General features: G+C 37.7%; 13 protein-coding genes. 1 reads left to right on the forward strand and 12 read right to left on the reverse strand.

The genetic code is table 11. The features are described 5' to 3' along the window. Nucleotides 1-57: 57 nt before the first annotated feature. The 12 genes from AC4PG8_RS10775 to dnaA all read right to left on the reverse strand — a co-directional run bounded on the left by AC4PG8_RS10775 (nucleotide 58) and on the right by dnaA (nucleotide 15,614). Nucleotides 58-1,128, reverse strand: a complete 1,071-nt coding sequence (locus tag AC4PG8_RS10775; RefSeq protein ID WP_492170350.1) for a phosphomevalonate kinase — start codon at nucleotides 1,126-1,128, stop codon at nucleotides 58-60. Then, the gene (mvaD, locus tag AC4PG8_RS10780) at nucleotides 1,118-2,089 is read right to left on the reverse strand and encodes a diphosphomevalonate decarboxylase (RefSeq protein WP_492170351.1); all 972 of its coding nucleotides are present in this window, start codon (nucleotides 2,087-2,089) and stop codon (nucleotides 1,118-1,120) included. The genes AC4PG8_RS10775 and mvaD overlap by 11 nt, the downstream gene beginning before the upstream one ends. Further along, a complete protein-coding gene (gene mvk, locus AC4PG8_RS10785) occupies nucleotides 2,046-3,014 on the reverse strand; it encodes a mevalonate kinase (RefSeq protein ID WP_052690306.1) in 969 nt (322 codons plus the stop codon). Before mvk ends, mvaD begins: the two co-directional genes overlap by 44 nt. 141 nt (nucleotides 3,015-3,155) lie before the next feature. Beyond that, on the reverse strand, nucleotides 3,156-3,674 hold the full coding sequence (gene speG, locus AC4PG8_RS10790) for a spermidine N1-acetyltransferase (RefSeq protein WP_003725621.1): 519 nt from the start codon (nucleotides 3,672-3,674) through the stop codon (nucleotides 3,156-3,158). Nucleotides 3,675-3,689: 15 nt separating this feature from the next. Beyond that, the gene (gene cls / locus AC4PG8_RS10795) at nucleotides 3,690-5,204 is read right to left on the reverse strand and encodes a cardiolipin synthase (protein ID WP_492170352.1); all 1,515 of its coding nucleotides are present in this window, start codon (nucleotides 5,202-5,204) and stop codon (nucleotides 3,690-3,692) included. A gap of 134 nt (nucleotides 5,205-5,338) precedes the next feature. Next, a complete protein-coding gene (gyrA, locus tag AC4PG8_RS10800) occupies nucleotides 5,339-7,867 on the reverse strand; it encodes a DNA gyrase subunit A (RefSeq protein WP_003772715.1) in 2,529 nt (842 codons plus the stop codon). A 94-nt stretch (nucleotides 7,868-7,961) separates the two neighbouring features. Next, nucleotides 7,962-9,902 carry a DNA topoisomerase (ATP-hydrolyzing) subunit B gene (gene gyrB, locus AC4PG8_RS10805; protein ID WP_003772716.1) on the reverse strand — a complete coding sequence of 647 codons (1,941 nt, stop codon included), beginning with the start codon at nucleotides 9,900-9,902 and terminating at the stop codon, nucleotides 7,962-7,964. Between the two features lie 48 nt (nucleotides 9,903-9,950). Beyond that, entirely contained in the window at nucleotides 9,951-11,063 is a 1,113-nt protein-coding gene (gene recF, locus AC4PG8_RS10810) for a DNA replication/repair protein RecF (protein WP_033533734.1), read from the reverse strand. A 6-nt stretch (nucleotides 11,064-11,069) separates the two neighbouring features. Continuing rightward, the gene (yaaA, locus tag AC4PG8_RS10815; RefSeq protein WP_010990152.1) at nucleotides 11,070-11,288 is read right to left on the reverse strand and encodes a S4 domain-containing protein YaaA; all 219 of its coding nucleotides are present in this window, start codon (nucleotides 11,286-11,288) and stop codon (nucleotides 11,070-11,072) included. Nucleotides 11,289-11,467: 179 nt separating this feature from the next. After that, the gene (locus tag AC4PG8_RS10820; protein WP_492170353.1) at nucleotides 11,468-12,811 is read right to left on the reverse strand and encodes an MATE family efflux transporter; all 1,344 of its coding nucleotides are present in this window, start codon (nucleotides 12,809-12,811) and stop codon (nucleotides 11,468-11,470) included. A gap of 108 nt (nucleotides 12,812-12,919) precedes the next feature. Continuing rightward, nucleotides 12,920-14,065: a DNA polymerase III subunit beta gene (dnaN, locus tag AC4PG8_RS10825; RefSeq protein ID WP_003772721.1), complete on the reverse strand. Its 1,146-nt coding sequence runs from the start codon at nucleotides 14,063-14,065 to the stop codon at nucleotides 12,920-12,922. A gap of 193 nt (nucleotides 14,066-14,258) precedes the next feature. Next, entirely contained in the window at nucleotides 14,259-15,614 is a 1,356-nt protein-coding gene (gene dnaA / locus AC4PG8_RS10830; RefSeq protein ID WP_003759425.1) for a chromosomal replication initiator protein DnaA, read from the reverse strand. 507 nt (nucleotides 15,615-16,121) lie between these two features. On the opposite strand from dnaA, the gene AC4PG8_RS10835 reads away from it, so the two are divergent. After that, nucleotides 16,122-16,592 carry a ubiquitin family protein gene (locus AC4PG8_RS10835; protein ID WP_033533736.1) on the forward strand — a complete coding sequence of 157 codons (471 nt, stop codon included), beginning with the start codon at nucleotides 16,122-16,124 and terminating at the stop codon, nucleotides 16,590-16,592. Nucleotides 16,593-16,607: the final 15 nt, after the last annotated feature.

Here is a 16,607-nt window from a genome sequence, read left to right on the forward strand (position 1 = left end):
CTAAAAGCCGAACAACTTTTACATAAAAGTTGTTCGGCTTTCTTAGTTGTATCTCTATTATTCAGTAATTTGAACTCTCCCTGTATGGAAAGGTAAATGTTTAATACCAAGATTTTCCCACTCATTGACAAGTTTTTCGGCTAGTTCTTTCGTTTTCGAGAAAGCTATTCCGCAGTCGCCGCCACCAGAGCCAGATGATTTTCCTGCACCACCCATGTTTTCGGCTGAGTCCGCTAGTTCTTTTAATAAGCTGGTTTCAATATTTACGCCAGCTTTTGTTCCGAGTTCTTGGAGAATGCGACGATTTTCTTTAATAGATGAATAAAGCAATTCCTCATCTTTTGTATGGAAAGCTTGAATTATTTGCTTCATAATCTCGTTATTTCTAGTTAAAAAATGTTGATAATTCTTGCTATCTTCTTGTTTAAAAGCATGAATTTGCGAAACTAGTTTTCCGGTACTTACAGGTGTGCCCGTCCAACCTACAGAAAAAGTCGGCACTGGTTCTTCTAATGTTTCGATTTGAAGCATTGGCCACGGCTCTTTCATAAACCATTCGAGTGATTTATAAGCTAAACGATGCTTCACCCATTCTTGATCAAACGTCGTATAAGCAATCCAGCCGCCATACATACAAGAAGCAATATCACCACAAGAGCCATTACCTTGCACAACTAAATGTGAAAGGGCAGCTAGCTTGAATTTTTTAAGCATTGATATTTCTGGATAAAATTTCGTCATTAGCGCGTTGATTACAGCAACCGTCGCGGCTGCGCTTGAACCGAGTCCATACTTTGCGCCAGATTGGTCGATTAGTTCTGTTTCAATGACCATCTTCACAGGAGTTAGTTCTATACCTTCTGATTTTAGGAAAGTTGTCGCGATATTAATTGCTTCAGCTGTAAATGTCCAATGTTCCCCGTCTGGTTTAAGTTCTCCGCCAATTGGCCATGAAACTGGATTTTCATAATGTGGAATCCATAATTCATTGCGTTCACTATCTTCAAGAGTTAGCGTTATATAACGATTAACTGCAGTTAGAATGGCTGTGTGACCGGATTCTACCACCGCATACTCACCAGCAACATATAATTTTCCGGGTATTTTAACTTGTAGTTTATTTTTCATCTGATATAACACTCGCTTCCTTACCAGCGTGGCAAATTAGAACGTTTTTAGCCAAACCTGACAACTTATCTGCTACGATATTTTCATTTTCACGCTCACAAATAACTTTAACATTTGGACCAGCATCCATTGTGAAATAGGCTGGTATGCCGTTTTCACGCAATTCTCTAACAGCATCCATTATTTCTAGCGACAAAGGTTGAAAATAAGTAAAAGGAGGCTCTGCACCAAGCGTTGTCGCATGCATTTTCATTCCGTTTCGTTCTGTGATTTCGCCAACTTTGATGAAATCTTCCTCCAAAATAGCTTGTTTCATTTCTTCCAAGTCTGTTTCAGCAGCAGAAACCCATTTTTCGAAAAACGGAGATGTTTCAACAGTTAGGCGCATTCCATCCCGACTAGAAACTTTCTTTTCTTTATCAGAAACGACTGCGACTACAAGAGACATTTTGTCACATAATTTATTGGTAAAAGGTACGGCAAATGAATCACTACCATCCGCGAGCTCACCTTTTTCCCAAATGACAAAATCGCCGAAAACGGAACGAGAAGCAGAACCAGACCCGAAACGAGCCAGTCTGGAAATGTATTCTTTTGTGTCTTTTCTGCCAGCAGCACTAGATCCAGCAAGTGCAAGAGCTGCAAATGCAGAAGCCGATGAAGCAAGCCCTGCCGCAGTTGGAACGTGATTTTCGGAAGTGATTTTTGCTTTTGCTGAAATACCGAATTCTTCACGCATTTTATCTATAAAACGAGCTACTTTTGCATCCGTTTTTTGTTCATTATTTAGAATAAATGTATCCTGGGCTAAGTTTCCGTCCCATTCTACCGTTGTTTTTGTATAAAATTTATCTACCGTGAAGGATAAACTACTGTTTGCAGGTAGAATCAAGTGTTCATCGCGTTTTCCCCAGTATTTAATTAGCGCCACATTCGTGTGTGCGATGGCTGTCGCTCTCATAACTACCTTCTCCAATCGTAAAAATCCATTCTTGTGCAGCTCCAGCATTATGAAGCGCCGTCGTTATTTGTTTAGCGATTTCTTGATTTTTTGCTACAGCGATAATACATCCGCCTCTACCGCCACCTGTAAGTTTCGCCCCGTCCGCGCCATTACTTCTAGCTACTTTAATTAATTTCTCTAAACTGCTATCACTAACTGTCAAAGTTTCCAAATAAGATTGAGCTTTATTCATTGCAGCACCTATCTTCACAGTGTCAGCATCGCCTTCTAAATGCAACTTTATTTCCCGGGAAATATCACCGAGTTGGTGGATTATTTTCCCTATTTCAGCTTGATTTTCTTTGTATAAAATTTGCACATCTTTTACTGCATCTCTGGTTTCACTTGGAACGCCAGTATCTGCTACTACAAAAGTAATTTTTTTAGGAAAATGCATAATTTCTAGTTTTCGATCTCGCTCATACCATACGGGCTTTTCACTCACGACTGTAATCGCATCAACTCCACTAGCATTTCCGTGGGCAATTTTTTCCGCTGCATTTACAATTGCTAATAGTTTTTTAGAGTCTAATTCTTGATTGAAATATTTATATAAGCCACGCGCAATACTTGTTGCTACTGCAGCACTTGAACCTAATCCTCGGCCAATCGGAACGCCTGAAGTTACATGAATAGATACATTTTCACCATTACCAATTTCATTTAAAACATCTACTACTAATGCTTTGATTCCTGCTAAGAAATCAGGCATATTTTCTAAATCACCTGTAAAAAATGCCGAAGAAAATTTGGTTTTTGTAGAAGTTTCTACATTTGTCGTTACTATTGCTTGTGTAAATGGGACTGAAATCGCCGGTTCTCCGTATACAACTGCATGTTCTCCGCATAATATCATTTTAGCTGTCCCAATGCCTGTAGCCAATGCACGCCAATCCTTTCTCCATCAAAATAATACAAACTTTAATACTTCATGATACCATAATTTTTTCACTAAAACCTTATTATAGAACTTTTTTTGACCCAAAACAATGACTGGCGCAACTTTTCCCACGCCAATCACCTTTTAAATATCCATTTCTTGATATTGATGTTGAAAAATACACATCCGAATTGCATCGTGGTATGTTCCATCAACAAAAAATTCATCAATTAGCTCGCCTTCACGAATAAAACCAACTTTTTCATAGACATGAATTGCTTTTTCATTTACTTTATCAACTACTAAATATAGTTTATGCAGGTTTAGTACGTGAAAAGCATATTTCATCGCGAGTTTTGTGGCAGAAACAGCGTAACCATGCCCCTGAAACTTAGGATCAATAATAATTTGAAATTCCGCTCTCCGGTGAATATAATCAATTTCCATTAACTCAACTAGTCCAACCATTTGACCATCTAATTCTAAAATAAAACGGCGCTCTGATTGGTCGTGAATGTGCTTATCATATAGCTCCTGAAGCTCGACAAATGCCTCATATGGCTCTTCAAACCAGTAAGACATAATTTTCGCATCATTATTTAACCGGTGAACAAATTTTAAATCTTCTCGTTCAAGCGGTCTAAGTTTTAAATCTCCACTCATTTTTCCACTCCTAAATTATAAAATTGGTGATAGTAAACTGGAAAGAACTTCTTTTATACGAGTCAATAATGGTTTATTTTCCATATCTTTCATCGTAAATAGTCGGCTATCTTCAAAATCTTTCTTAAAATCACGTTTTAAATGAAGCATAGCCTCACTTTCATCATATAAGAATACCATTAATTCATGATTCAATCTAAAACTTCGCACGTCAAAATTGGCAGTTCCAATAGCCGCACGTGTTCCATCTACAAGCATTGCTTTAGCATGAACAAAAGAGTCATCGGCATAAGCATACATTTTCGCGCCTGCTTCAATCATCGTTTTTACATAAGCATTACTTCCGTGGAATGAAATCCCGCGATCGCCTTTTCCAGGAATAATAACTCGCACGTCGACACCACTCATTGCAACCCGGCGAATAACCGCAAGAGCCTCCTCATCTGGAACAAAATAGGGCGATACAATCCAAACTGATTCTTTAGCGGAATCAATCAAATCAAGCATCGAATCACGAACCCATTTTTCTTTATCATATGGTCCGCCGTATATCACTTGCGCCCATTCATCACCTACATCAACTGGTGAAAAATATTGTTGTAATCCAGCTTCACTAATAAATTGATCAGCAGCCCCAGCCTGATTTTCCATATAAATCCAATCATTTAGAAAAGATTCTTGGAGTTCGATTACAGCCTGGCCTGTGATTTTCATGTGTGTATCGCGCCAGACACGAAAATCTGGTGTATTAGAGCGATATTCTTCCCCAATGTTAAGTCCACCTGTAAAGCCAATTTGTCCGTCAATCACAACAATTTTACGGTGATTTCTTAAGTTGGCTGTTCTTACAATCCAAGGGGAGGCAATTGGGTCAAATGCGTGAATACTAACTCCAGCTTCTTTCAAAGGAGCTAAAAAGGCTTTACTCAGTTTGCTTGATCCAAGACCGTCAAACATAAACCTAACCTCAACACCGGATTTCGCTTTTTCCACCAAAATATCACGAATCTCTGTAGAAATCGCATCCGTTTTAAAAATGTAATATTGAATGTGAATATGGTTTTCAGCCTTTCTAAGCGCGTCTAGGAGCACTGGGAAAGCTTCCTCACCATTTGTTAATATTTCAATTTTATTTCCCTTAATCGGCTCTATGGACGTTAAATGCGCAATTCTTTTAGAAAGCCTTGGTAATTTTTCATTGGTGTTGTTTGGAATTGCATGAATCGCATTAATTAATTTAGCTTTTTCCATCACTTGAGCTGTACTGAATTTTCTAGTTGCTGGATTTCTACCAAACACAAGGTAACTAATTGTTCCAAGCACTGGCAAAATGAAAATAACGGCAATCCAAGCGACTTTTGAGCTAGTATTCCGCTGATCGAACAGAAGTAGCCGAATTGCGATAATAACCCCGCATAGTTGGATGATTCCACTTGTTATTAAGAATAAGATAGCTGCTTGGTTGATTAAAACATATTCCACTAAAAATAAAACTACTGCTATAAACAGAAATTGGACCAGTTTGCGCATTTTTTCAACTCTTCTCTTTTTTAGACGTATTAAAGATATTATACATAAAATACAGCCAAAAAGCGCTTTTTAATGCTGAAAAAAAGCTGGAAAATCATTCTAATTCATAAATTAGAGTCATTTCCAGCTTCGTTTTATTCTTCTATGTCGCTTCCAGGAGCATCTTCAAAACTTTCATCAGGAACTTGCGTGATTAAAGTTTCGTCGATTTCTTCCTCAAGCTCAACTTCATCTTCTTCTTTTGGCACTTTTGCAACAGTAGCTACTTTTTCATCTTCATCAAGGCGAATTAGTTTGACACCCATTGCGCTACGACCAGTTTGAGAAACAGTATCGATTTCAAAACGAATTAATACGCCACTCACGGTCATTAACATTAAGTCCTCTTCACCAGTAACAGTTTTCATTGCTACTAAATTACCGTTTTTCTCAGTAATTGTAACGGTTTTAACACCCATACCACCACGATTACGTAGCGGATACTGGGAGGCTGGCGTTTGTTTACCATATCCTTTTTCTGTTACAACGAGTACTTTTTCATCGTCTTCTAGTACTTCCATACCGATAACTTCATCGTCTTCACGAAGTCTAATACCACGGACACCGGCAGCTGTACGGCCCATTACGCGGATATTTTCTTCTGGGAAGTAGATAGATTGGCCATGTTTCGTTGCGATAATCATGTTTTTGCTACCATCTGTCATTTGAACAGAGATTAGTTCATCGTTTTCGCGAAGTTCTACAGCACGAAGACCACTTTGACGGATTTTCGCAAATTGAGAAAGAGTGGTACGCTTCACGACACCGTGTTTAGTAGTGAAGAATAGGTAGCTGTCATCAGTGAATTCGGATAGATTTATCACGGCATTCACTTGTTCTTGGCTTTCGATTCCAAGTAAGTTGATGATTGGAATACCTTTCGCGGTACGACCGTATTCAGGTACTTCATAACCTTTTGAACGGTAAACTTTACCCGTGTTAGTGAAGAATAGTAACGTATCATGCGTGCTCGTTGCAACAAGGTGCTCTACGAAATCATCTTCATGAGTAGACATACCTTGAATACCACGACCACCACGACGTTGGCTACGATAAGTTGATAATGGTAAACGTTTAATATAGCCACGTTTAGTTAGCGTAATCGCCACTTCTTCTTCAGGGATTAAGTCTTCATCTTCAAGGCTCACTAAATCACCAGCCAAGATTTCAGTACGACGTTTATCCGCATATTTAACTTTGATTTCTTCTAATTCTTCACGAATAATTTCAAGAATACGTTCATCATCAGCTAAAATGGCTTTTAAATCGTTAATTAATGCCACTAAGTTTTGATATTCTTCTTCAATTTTTTCGCGTTCCAAACCTGTTAAACGTTGCAAACGCATATCTAAAATGGCTTGCGCTTGTTTATCAGAAAGGTTGAATTGAGTCATTAAGCCTTCTTTGGCTACATCAGAAGTTTTTGATCCACGAATTAATTTAATAATCGCATCAATATTATCAAGCGCAATTCGTAAACCTTCTAAAATATGAGCACGCGCTTCTGCTTTACGAAGCTCAAATTCCGTACGGCGACGAATAACTACTTTTTGATGTTCTAAATAGTGATAAAGGATTTCTTTTAAATTAAGTACTTTTGGATGATTGTCGACAAGTGCCAGCATATTAATACCAAAAGTAGTTTGAAGTGCTGTCATTTTGAATAAGTTATTCACGATAACACTTGCGCTAATATCACGACGAACTTCAATAACAATGCGCATTCCGGAACGATCAGATTCATCGTTTAGGGAAGTAATTCCGTCAATTTTTTTCTCACGAGCTAGTTCGGCAATACGCTCAACTAGGCGCGCTTTATTTACTTGGTAAGGAATTTCAGTGATAACGATTGTTTCTTTACCATTTTTCTTTTCTTCAATATCAACACGACCGCGAACGGTAATAGAACCACGACCGCTTTCATAAGCACGGCGAATTCCGCTACGACCCATAATCATCCCAGCAGTAGGGAAGTCGGGTCCTGGAATATGTTCCATTAGATCACGAATACTAATTTCTGGATCATGACTAAGGGCTAAAACGCCGTCAATTACTTCACCCAGATGATGGGTAGGAATATTCGTAGCCATACCAACCGCAATACCTGACGAACCATTGACAAGTAAGTTAGGGAAACGTGCTGGCAAAATAACTGGCTCACGTTCTGAACCATCATAGTTATCAGCATAATCAATTGTGTCTTTGTTAATATCGCGCAGTAGTTCCATCGAAATTTTTGACATACGTGCTTCCGTATAACGCATCGCTGCCGCCATATCACCATCGACAGAACCAAAGTTACCATGTCCATCAACTAGCATATTACGATAACTAAAATCTTGCGCCATCCGAACCATTGTAAAATAAACCGCTGTATCGCCGTGGGGGTGATACTTACCAATAACTTCCCCAACAATACGTGCTGATTTCTTATACGCTTTATCAGAAGTCATACCGAGGTCATTCATCGCATATAGAATACGACGGTGAACTGGTTTTAATCCGTCACGAACATCTGGTAGGGCGCGGGCAACAATTACACTCATCGCATAGTCTAAGAATGATGTCCGCATTTCTTTATTCAAGTTTATCTCTGTTATTCGTTGATTTGGTGTTTCTGCCATTGTTAGAGAAACCTCCCTTTCAAAAGTAAGGCTGAATCTAGTTCATACCTTTTAAAAACAATTAATAACCCAATTATTACCCGGGAAATATTTATTAAACATCCAAGTTTTTAACGTATTGCGCGTTGTCTTCAATGAATTTACGACGAGGTTCCACGCGGTCACCCATCAACATTTCAAAAGTTTCATCGGCATCAATAGCGTCTTTGATATTCACTTGAAGTAGTGTACGGTGTTCTGGATTCATGGTTGTATCCCAAAGTTGCTCTGGGTTCATTTCTCCAAGACCTTTATATCGTTGAATGCTGTATTTAGTGTCTCCATCAAGGCTTGCTAGATAATCTTCTAATTGTCCGTCACTATATACGTACTCGATTTGTTTACCATGCTTAATTTGATAAAGCGGTGGTTGTGCAATATAAATATAACCTGCATCAAGCAGAGGACGCATATAACGATAAAATAGCGTAAGAAGTAGTGTACGAATATGTGCACCATCAACGTCGGCATCAGTCATAATAATTAATTTGTGGTAACGAGATTTAGAAACATCAAAATCTCCACCAAAACCAGTACCCATCGCTGTAAAAATAGTTCGAATTTCTTCGTTAGCTAAAATACGGTCTAAACGAGCTTTTTCCACGTTCAAAATTTTACCACGAATCGGCAAAATCGCTTGGAATAAACGGTCACGACCTTGTTTAGCTGAACCACCAGCTGAGTCACCCTCAACGATGTAAAGTTCGCTAATTTCAGGGTTCCGTGAAGAACAGTCAGCTAATTTACCAGGTAAACTAGAAATTTCTAGACCACTGCTTTTACGAGCAACTTCACGGGCGCGCTTAGCAGCCAGACGTGCACGAGAAGCCACAACGCCCTTCTCAACGATTTTTTTAGCTACATCTGGGTTTTCCATCATAAATTTATTTAAAGCCTCAGAAAACAGCTTATCCGTGATAGAACGAGCTTCTGAATTTCCAAGTTTTGTTTTTGTTTGTCCTTCAAACTGTGGATCTGGGTGTTTGATGGAAATAATAGCAGTTAAACCTTCACGAACATCTTCACCGGAAAGATTATCATCACTATCTTTAAATAATTTATTTCGGCGCGCATAGTCGTTAATAACCCGCGTTAAAGCCGTTTTAAATCCAGATTCGTGAGTTCCGCCTTCATACGTATGAATATTATTTGCAAATGAAATGATATTACTTGAGAATCCAGTATTGTATTGCATGGAGATTTCAACCATAATGTCATCGCGTTCGCCTTCCAAATAAATTGGTGGCTCATGGATAACGTCTTTTGCTTTATTTAAATGCTCCACGTAAGAACGAATTCCGCCTTCATAGTGGAAATCTTTACGAACTTTGTGCTCTTCACGCTTGTCTTCAATCGAAATAGTTAAGCCACGATTCAAGAAAGCAAGTTCGCGCGTACGAGTACGAAGCGTGTCAAAATCAAATTCTGTTGTTTCAGTGAAAATTTGTGGATCTGGCGTAAAGTGAACAATAGTTCCACGGTAATCTGTTTCACCTTGTACTTCCATATCCATGACTACATCGCCGCGTTCAAAACGTTGGTAATATTTTTGTCCTTCACGGTGAACGTATACTTCAAGAGATGTGGAAAGGGCATTAACTACCGATGCACCAACTCCGTGAAGTCCGCCTGATACTTTATAGCCGCCGCCGCCGAATTTACCACCGGCATGAAGAACTGTAAAGATTACTTCTACTGTTGGGCGACCGATTTTTTCGTTAATCCCAGTTGGAATTCCACGTCCGTTATCGCGAACAGTAATGCTGTTATCAGCTTCAATTGTAATTTCAATTTCAGTACAGAAACCAGCAAGGGCCTCATCTATTGCATTATCAACAATTTCCCATACAAGGTGATGGAGTCCACGTTGGCTAGTTGAACCAATGTACATACCAGGTCTTTTTCTTACTGCTTCTAGGCCTTCTAGTACTTGTATTTGATCTTCGTTATAATCTGAAGCACTTTCATGTACATTTGTAATATTTTCTTCTGACATTAATTATTCCACCGCACTTTCTTTTTCATCAAATTATATTAACCTAAATTAGGATTTTTTTACTGTACCTTTTTCTACATAAAATGTCGTTGCTTGTTTAAGCGTATTATGGTCGATCCCGCTCGTACTTGTGGTTGTTACAAAGGTTTGTACTTTTCCTTCAATAGCTCCGAGTAAATGCGATTGACGATAATCATCTAGTTCACTAAGCACATCATCGAGTAAGAGAACCGGATATTCACCAGTTTCTTCATGGATAAGGTCGATTTCCGCTAATTTCACAGAAAGTGCCGTTGTTCGCTGTTGGCCTTGTGAACCAAAATCTTGCACATTTTGCCCATTAATATAAAACAGAGAATCATCCCGATGTGGCCCAATAAGTGTGACACCACGGTCGATTTCTCTTTGTTTGATTGATTCCATTTTTTGAAGTAAATCAGCTTTCCACACTTCGGGATCGTCCCCATTAAGGGTGACAGAAGCTTTATACTCGATTTTAAGTGTCTCTAATCCTCGTGAAATTTGGTGATGAATTGGCGCTGCATATGCCTCTAGTTTTTGAATAAAATCAGCTCGTCTTTTCGTCAAATTAATGGCGACATCTGCAAATTGCTCTGTTAAAATATCAAGCAACATTGGATCAACTTTACGTTTCATTTGCAACATCTTCAAATATTGGTTTCGTTGCTGCAAAATCCGCTGATATTCACTTAAATTATGCAAATAAATCGGCTGCATCTGTCCGATTTCCATATTTAAAAATCGGCGCCTAACTCCTGGAGCACCTTTCACAAGCGATAAATCTTCTGGGGCAAAAATAACCACGTTTAAATTACCAACATATTGGCTCAATTTCTTTTGTTCCAAATGGTTGACCTTAGCTCGCTTGCCTTTTTGGGTGATAGCAAGCTCTAGAGGCACTGTTTGCCCGCGCTTCACTACTCGCCCTTCCATTTTGGCTTCTTCTTTTTCCCACATAATAAAATCTTTATCATTGGTTGTCCGATGTGATTTTGCAAGAGCAAGCATCAACACAGCTTCCAAAAGGTTGGTTTTACCTTGTGCATTCTCTCCAAGGAAAACATTCACAGACGGGGAAAATTCTAGTTCTAAGTTTTCATAATTACGGAAATTTCTTAAAACAATGCTTTCTAAATGCATCTGCTATTATCCTTGCTCAATTTTCACTTTTCCAACACCAGGAACTAAGATAACATCGCCATTACGAAGCTTTTTCCCCCGGCGATTATCTTGCTCTCCGTTGATGTAAATCGTATTTTCACTAAGGTACGCTTTTGCCATTCCTCCAGTTGAAACTACATCAATCATTTGTAAAAGTTGACCAAGCGTTACGAACTCACTATTTATCTTTACTGTTTCAGCCAAAAATTTCACGCCCAATCTTTTTTTATCACTACCTTCTATTTTACTAAAGTTTTGCTAATAATACAAAGAATATTTTCATATATTCGTTTTTCAGCTTTTTTTAGCAAAACTAATGGGGGGATATTATTTATTAAAAAAAAGAAAATATGAGCTTCTGTGGCGTTTTTTTATTAAAATGGTTATTTTCGCCGAATAACTGCCTTTTTTTGCCAAGCTCCTGATTTATATCGCCATACTCCGAGCATCGTCGCAGTAATCCAAGCAACTGGGGTCGCCCACCAAAGCCCAACATAACCAATATAAAGGGATAAAATAAATCCGATAGCAAGCCTTGAAACTAACTCGAAAATCCCCATTGCTAAAGGTACCATCGCATCTCCAGTACCACGCAAAGTTTCCCGCACAACAAATAAAATCCCTACAACGACGTAAAATAGCGACACTATAAGTAAGTAACTCACACCAATATTAATAACTTCTGTCTCGCTAGAATCTACAAATAGTAATAAAAATTGCCGAGCGAAAAGTTGAACTAAAATTGTAATTCCAATACTGATAGCTGTAACTACTTTAATTCCTGACCAAAAACCTTCGCGCACACGATCAATTTTTCCAGCACCGATATTTTGACCAGCAAACATCGAGGAGGCAGCTCCAAAGGCAATTCCTGGTTGATATGTAAGTGAATCAATTCGACTCGCTGCAGTATATGCCGCAACAACGGACGAACCAAAACCATTAATTAAACTTTGAAGTGCCATATTCCCGATAGAAATAAATGATCCTTGTAAACCAGAAGGAAGCCCAATTCGCACCATTTCTTTAAGTAGTGGGGTAGATAGCTTGAATTTGGCACGCTCTATTCGCATAAAAGGCACGTGGCGATAAGCATAGTAAATAACAGCAATTGCTGCAGCTGTTTGGGATAAAACTGTTGCAATTGCAGCGCCGCGAACCCCCATATCCATATAAACAACAAATAAAAAATCTAATGCAATATTCATTAAAGACGATAAAATCAAAAAAATCAGCGGTGTAATCGAATTTCCAAGAGCTCGAAGTATCGCGGCCATCCCGTTATACAGACTCATCGGTAAAATCCCAATAAAAAGAGTGGTTAAAAAGATAGTAGAATCATCCAAAATATTAGCAGGTGTTCTAAGTAAAATAAGAAGTGGCTTCGCAAGTAAAACGCCAGCAATAGTTAAAATAACCGCCGAAAAAACCACCGCATACGTTGCAGTAGCAATTACATCTTTTAAACGATCATAATCTTTAAAACCAAAATACTGCGCTACTACGACAGAAATACCGCTCATAAGTCCAATAATCAAAGAAATCATAAAAAAATTGACTGAGTTTGTCGCCCCAACAGCAGCAAGGGCATCTACACTTACAAATTTCCCGACAATAACGGCATCAATCATCGTATAAAATTGCTGAAATAAGTTTCCAATCAACATCGGCATCGCGAATAAAAAGATTAATTTTGTCGGGTTACCTGTTGTCATGTCTTTCATCATGCTAAGAATTACCTCCATTTGCATAAATATACATTTTTATTCAAAATCTGTACTATAACAAAAAAAGAATCCGCCTTGAAACCAAGACGGATGTGCTTTTTTGCGAGATTAGTAAGTTCTAACCGGCGTGATTAATTGTAAAATTTCATTTGGATTAGTAGCATCTTTTGGTCGAAGTACGAAAGGTCTCATTGTGCCAGAGAAAGAGATTTGAATATCATCACCTTCAAATGCGCGCAATGCATCCATCATGTATTTACCGTTAAAGGATATTTTAATTTCTTCACCAGTAAAGCTTTGACTAAAGACATTTTCCGAAACATTCCCAACTTCAGGAGAGTTAGAGGATACTTCAACTTGTCCATTTTCAAGGGTCATTAATTTAATAACGTTATTACGGTTTTCGCGAGCAAGTAGGGAAGCACGGTCGATCGCTTGTAAAAATGCTCTGGAATTAATGACAAGTTCTGATTTAGTATCAGTTGGAATTAAGCGTGATGTATCTGGGTAACTACCTTCCAGTAAACGAGAATAAAATAATAAATCTTTTAATTTAAATAGGATTTGATTATTTGCGAGTGTCATTTCAATGGATTCACTTGCATCGTCTAAAATTTTATTTAGTTCAGCTAAGCTTTTTCCTGGAATAACAATGTTGTATTCTTCGTCAATATTTGTTTCAAGTGGAATTTCACGTAATGCTAAACGATGACTATCGGTTGCAACTGCGCTAAGTTTGTTATCTTTAATAATCCAGTTAACACCTGTAAGCACTGGGCGAACTTCGATAGCAGAAACAGCAAAAACAGTTTGTCTAATAATGTTTTTAAGGACATTAATAGGAATTTTAATATTTTTACCATCTGTAACTTCTGGTAATTTAGGGTATTCCATTGGATCTAAGCCGTTTAGTGTAAAGGAAGCTTGGCCAGAACTAATGTTAGTTTGATAATTTGTAGTAACTTCAATTTCGACATTTTCTTCAGGTAAACGACGAACAATATCACCGAAGTACTTGGATTGAAGAACGATACCACCAAAACTTTCTACTTCTACAATTACTTCATCATTTTCGATTAATGGAATAAATGCTTCGATGGAAATATCAGAATCGCTACCGGTTAAAGTAACACCTTCATCATTTACGACTATTTTTATCCCCGTTAAAATTGGAATCGTTGTTCTTGCAGAGATGGCACGAGTAACTTCATTGACTGCTTGGACAAGACGATCACGCTCAATAACAAATTTCATGAGTATCCCCCATTTTTTTATATTTTGTAAAACCTCAAAAACCTTTAATTAATTAATAAAAAATCGTAGTAATAGTAATAGGCACTGTGGATTTGTGGATAAGTATGTTTTGAGCCATGCGACATAAAGTTTTCCACATGTTGATAACTTGTGGGTAAGTATGTTCCAGTTATCCACATTGTACACAGGTCTATTAAAACATATTTTGTGACTTTCTTAAATTTTTTTCAATTTCAGCAAGGTCATTTTTCAACACTTGATCGGTTTTTAGTAGTTGCGATATTTTTTCATGTGCATGGATGACGGTTGTATGATCTCGTCCACCAAATTCATCACCGATTTTTGGTAATGAGGCATCTGTAAGTTCTCTTGAAAGATACATTGCGATTTGGCGCGGGAATGCAATACTTTTCGTCCGTTTTTTTGCTTTAAAATCTTCCAAACGAACGTGGAAATATTCGCCCACTGTTTCTTGAATCCCACTAATCGTAATAACTTGTGATTTAGAAGAGGGGATAATATCTTTTAAAGCCTCAGCCGCAAGACCAGCTGTTATATCTTTATTAACGAGGGAAGAATAAGCAACTACTCGAATGAGTGCACCTTCTAGCTCGCGAATATTCGAATCAATTTGGTTTGCAATATAAAGCATGACTTCATTTGGAATATCAAGTCCGTCTGCTTTTGCTTTTTTACGTAAAATGGCGATCCGTGTTTCTAAGTCTGGTGGCGTAATATCAGTAATTAAGCCCCATTCAAAGCGGGATCTAAGCCGATCTTCCAGTGTAGGAATTTCTTTTGGTGGTCGGTCACTGGAAATAATAATTTGTTTTTGTTCATCATAAAGCGTATTAAATGTATGGAAAAATTCCTCTTGTGTTCCTTCTTTACCGGCTAAAAATTGAATATCATCAATAAGTAAGACGTCAACATTCCGGTATTTTGTACGGAATTCTTCGGTTTTATTATCTCGGATGGAGCTAATAAACTCATTAGTGAATTTTTCGCTGGAAAGGTACATTACTTTGGCATTATCTTTATGTTGTTGAACGTAATGGCCAACTGCGTGCATTAAATGTGTTTTACCAAGGCCAACTCCGCCATAAATGAAAAGCGGATTATACGCTTTCGCTGGTGCTTCGGCTACTGCAAGTGATGCTGCGTGGGCAAATCTGTTCCCTGAACCAATGACAAATGTATCAAAAACATAACGCGGATTAAGCATATGTTTTCCAATTTCAATACCATCTTCATCTAACGCTGGATTTGGTTTAATCACAGTGTATTCAAAGTTTTCTTCCTGCTCGCCATCAATAAAGCGGACATCAAATAAGCGACCAGTTATTTCTTGCAAAATGTTAGCGATAAATTGTGTGTAGCTCTTTTCTAACCAATCGCGTACAAAATTATTGGGCGCTGAAATAATAAACGTGTTACCTTCAAGTGAATGAGCGGTTGTTGATTTCATCCATGTATCGTAACTAGGTTTACTCATATTTTTTTTGACGATTTGCAGTGTTTCCTGCCAGATGTCTTCAATTGATTGCACTAGTAACCCCCCTTTTTTATGTAATGTAAATGGATGCTCTAAAGTTATCCACAGATAGAAAAAGCCATGGATAAGGTTATCCAAACACTGTTAAAAAATTATCCACAAAGTGAAAATGTATTGTGGATAACTTTATTTTTCCCCAGCTATATTTCTATTCGACAGGAATTATAATATCAGAAAATCACTCTGATAGCAAGGACTTACAAAATCTATCCACAAAACTGTCCAGATGTGAAAAACGGTTGTCCACAGCCAGTTAACTTGTGTATAACTTGTGTGTAAAGAAATCTGTAACGAAATTGTTAGAATTAATTATCCACAAGTCAATGTGTGTAAATAACCACTAATTGTGTATAAGTTTAAACTTAAATAAAAGGTTATCCACAATAAAAAGGCGTTATTAACTACTTATCCACACTTTCTGGGAAAGGATTTCATTGCGACAATGTGTTAAACTATTTAGCAGAATACGAAAAAAAAAGACAAAAGATGAGGTTGTGAAAAATGATATTTCAACGGCTTTTGAAAACAAGAGATACAGAGTTTTACCGAGTTATACAAAACGGGAACATTGATGACGTGTTTGGTTATTTACTTATTCACGACAAACGGGAACCAGCAGAAATTGATGATTTTAAAGTATTTGCGAAAAGTAATATAAATAAAGAAGCTTTTTCCGTAAATATAAAAAAAAATCATGTTTACACGATGTTTTTTCACTTTACTGATTTAGAAGAAGAACAGGAAATTCCGAAATTTACCAAAGTAATTCGTTTTATAGAAGGACTTTTATCTTTTCAGCCTGAAACGAGCCATTATGTCGATAATTATTTAATAGAGGAAAAACTAATTTTTGAATATCCCGCTGAATTTGAGAAAATTGGTGAGTTTGCGCGATATTTAGTAGAGGTTTCTGGACGTAAAATAGCTATTCCGGATACTACTAGAGAAAAATATATCTATTTGACACAATAAATTTAGAAAAATGGT

The sequence above is a fragment of the Listeria sp. MAN/IMW/UF555 genome, assembly GCF_058684075.1.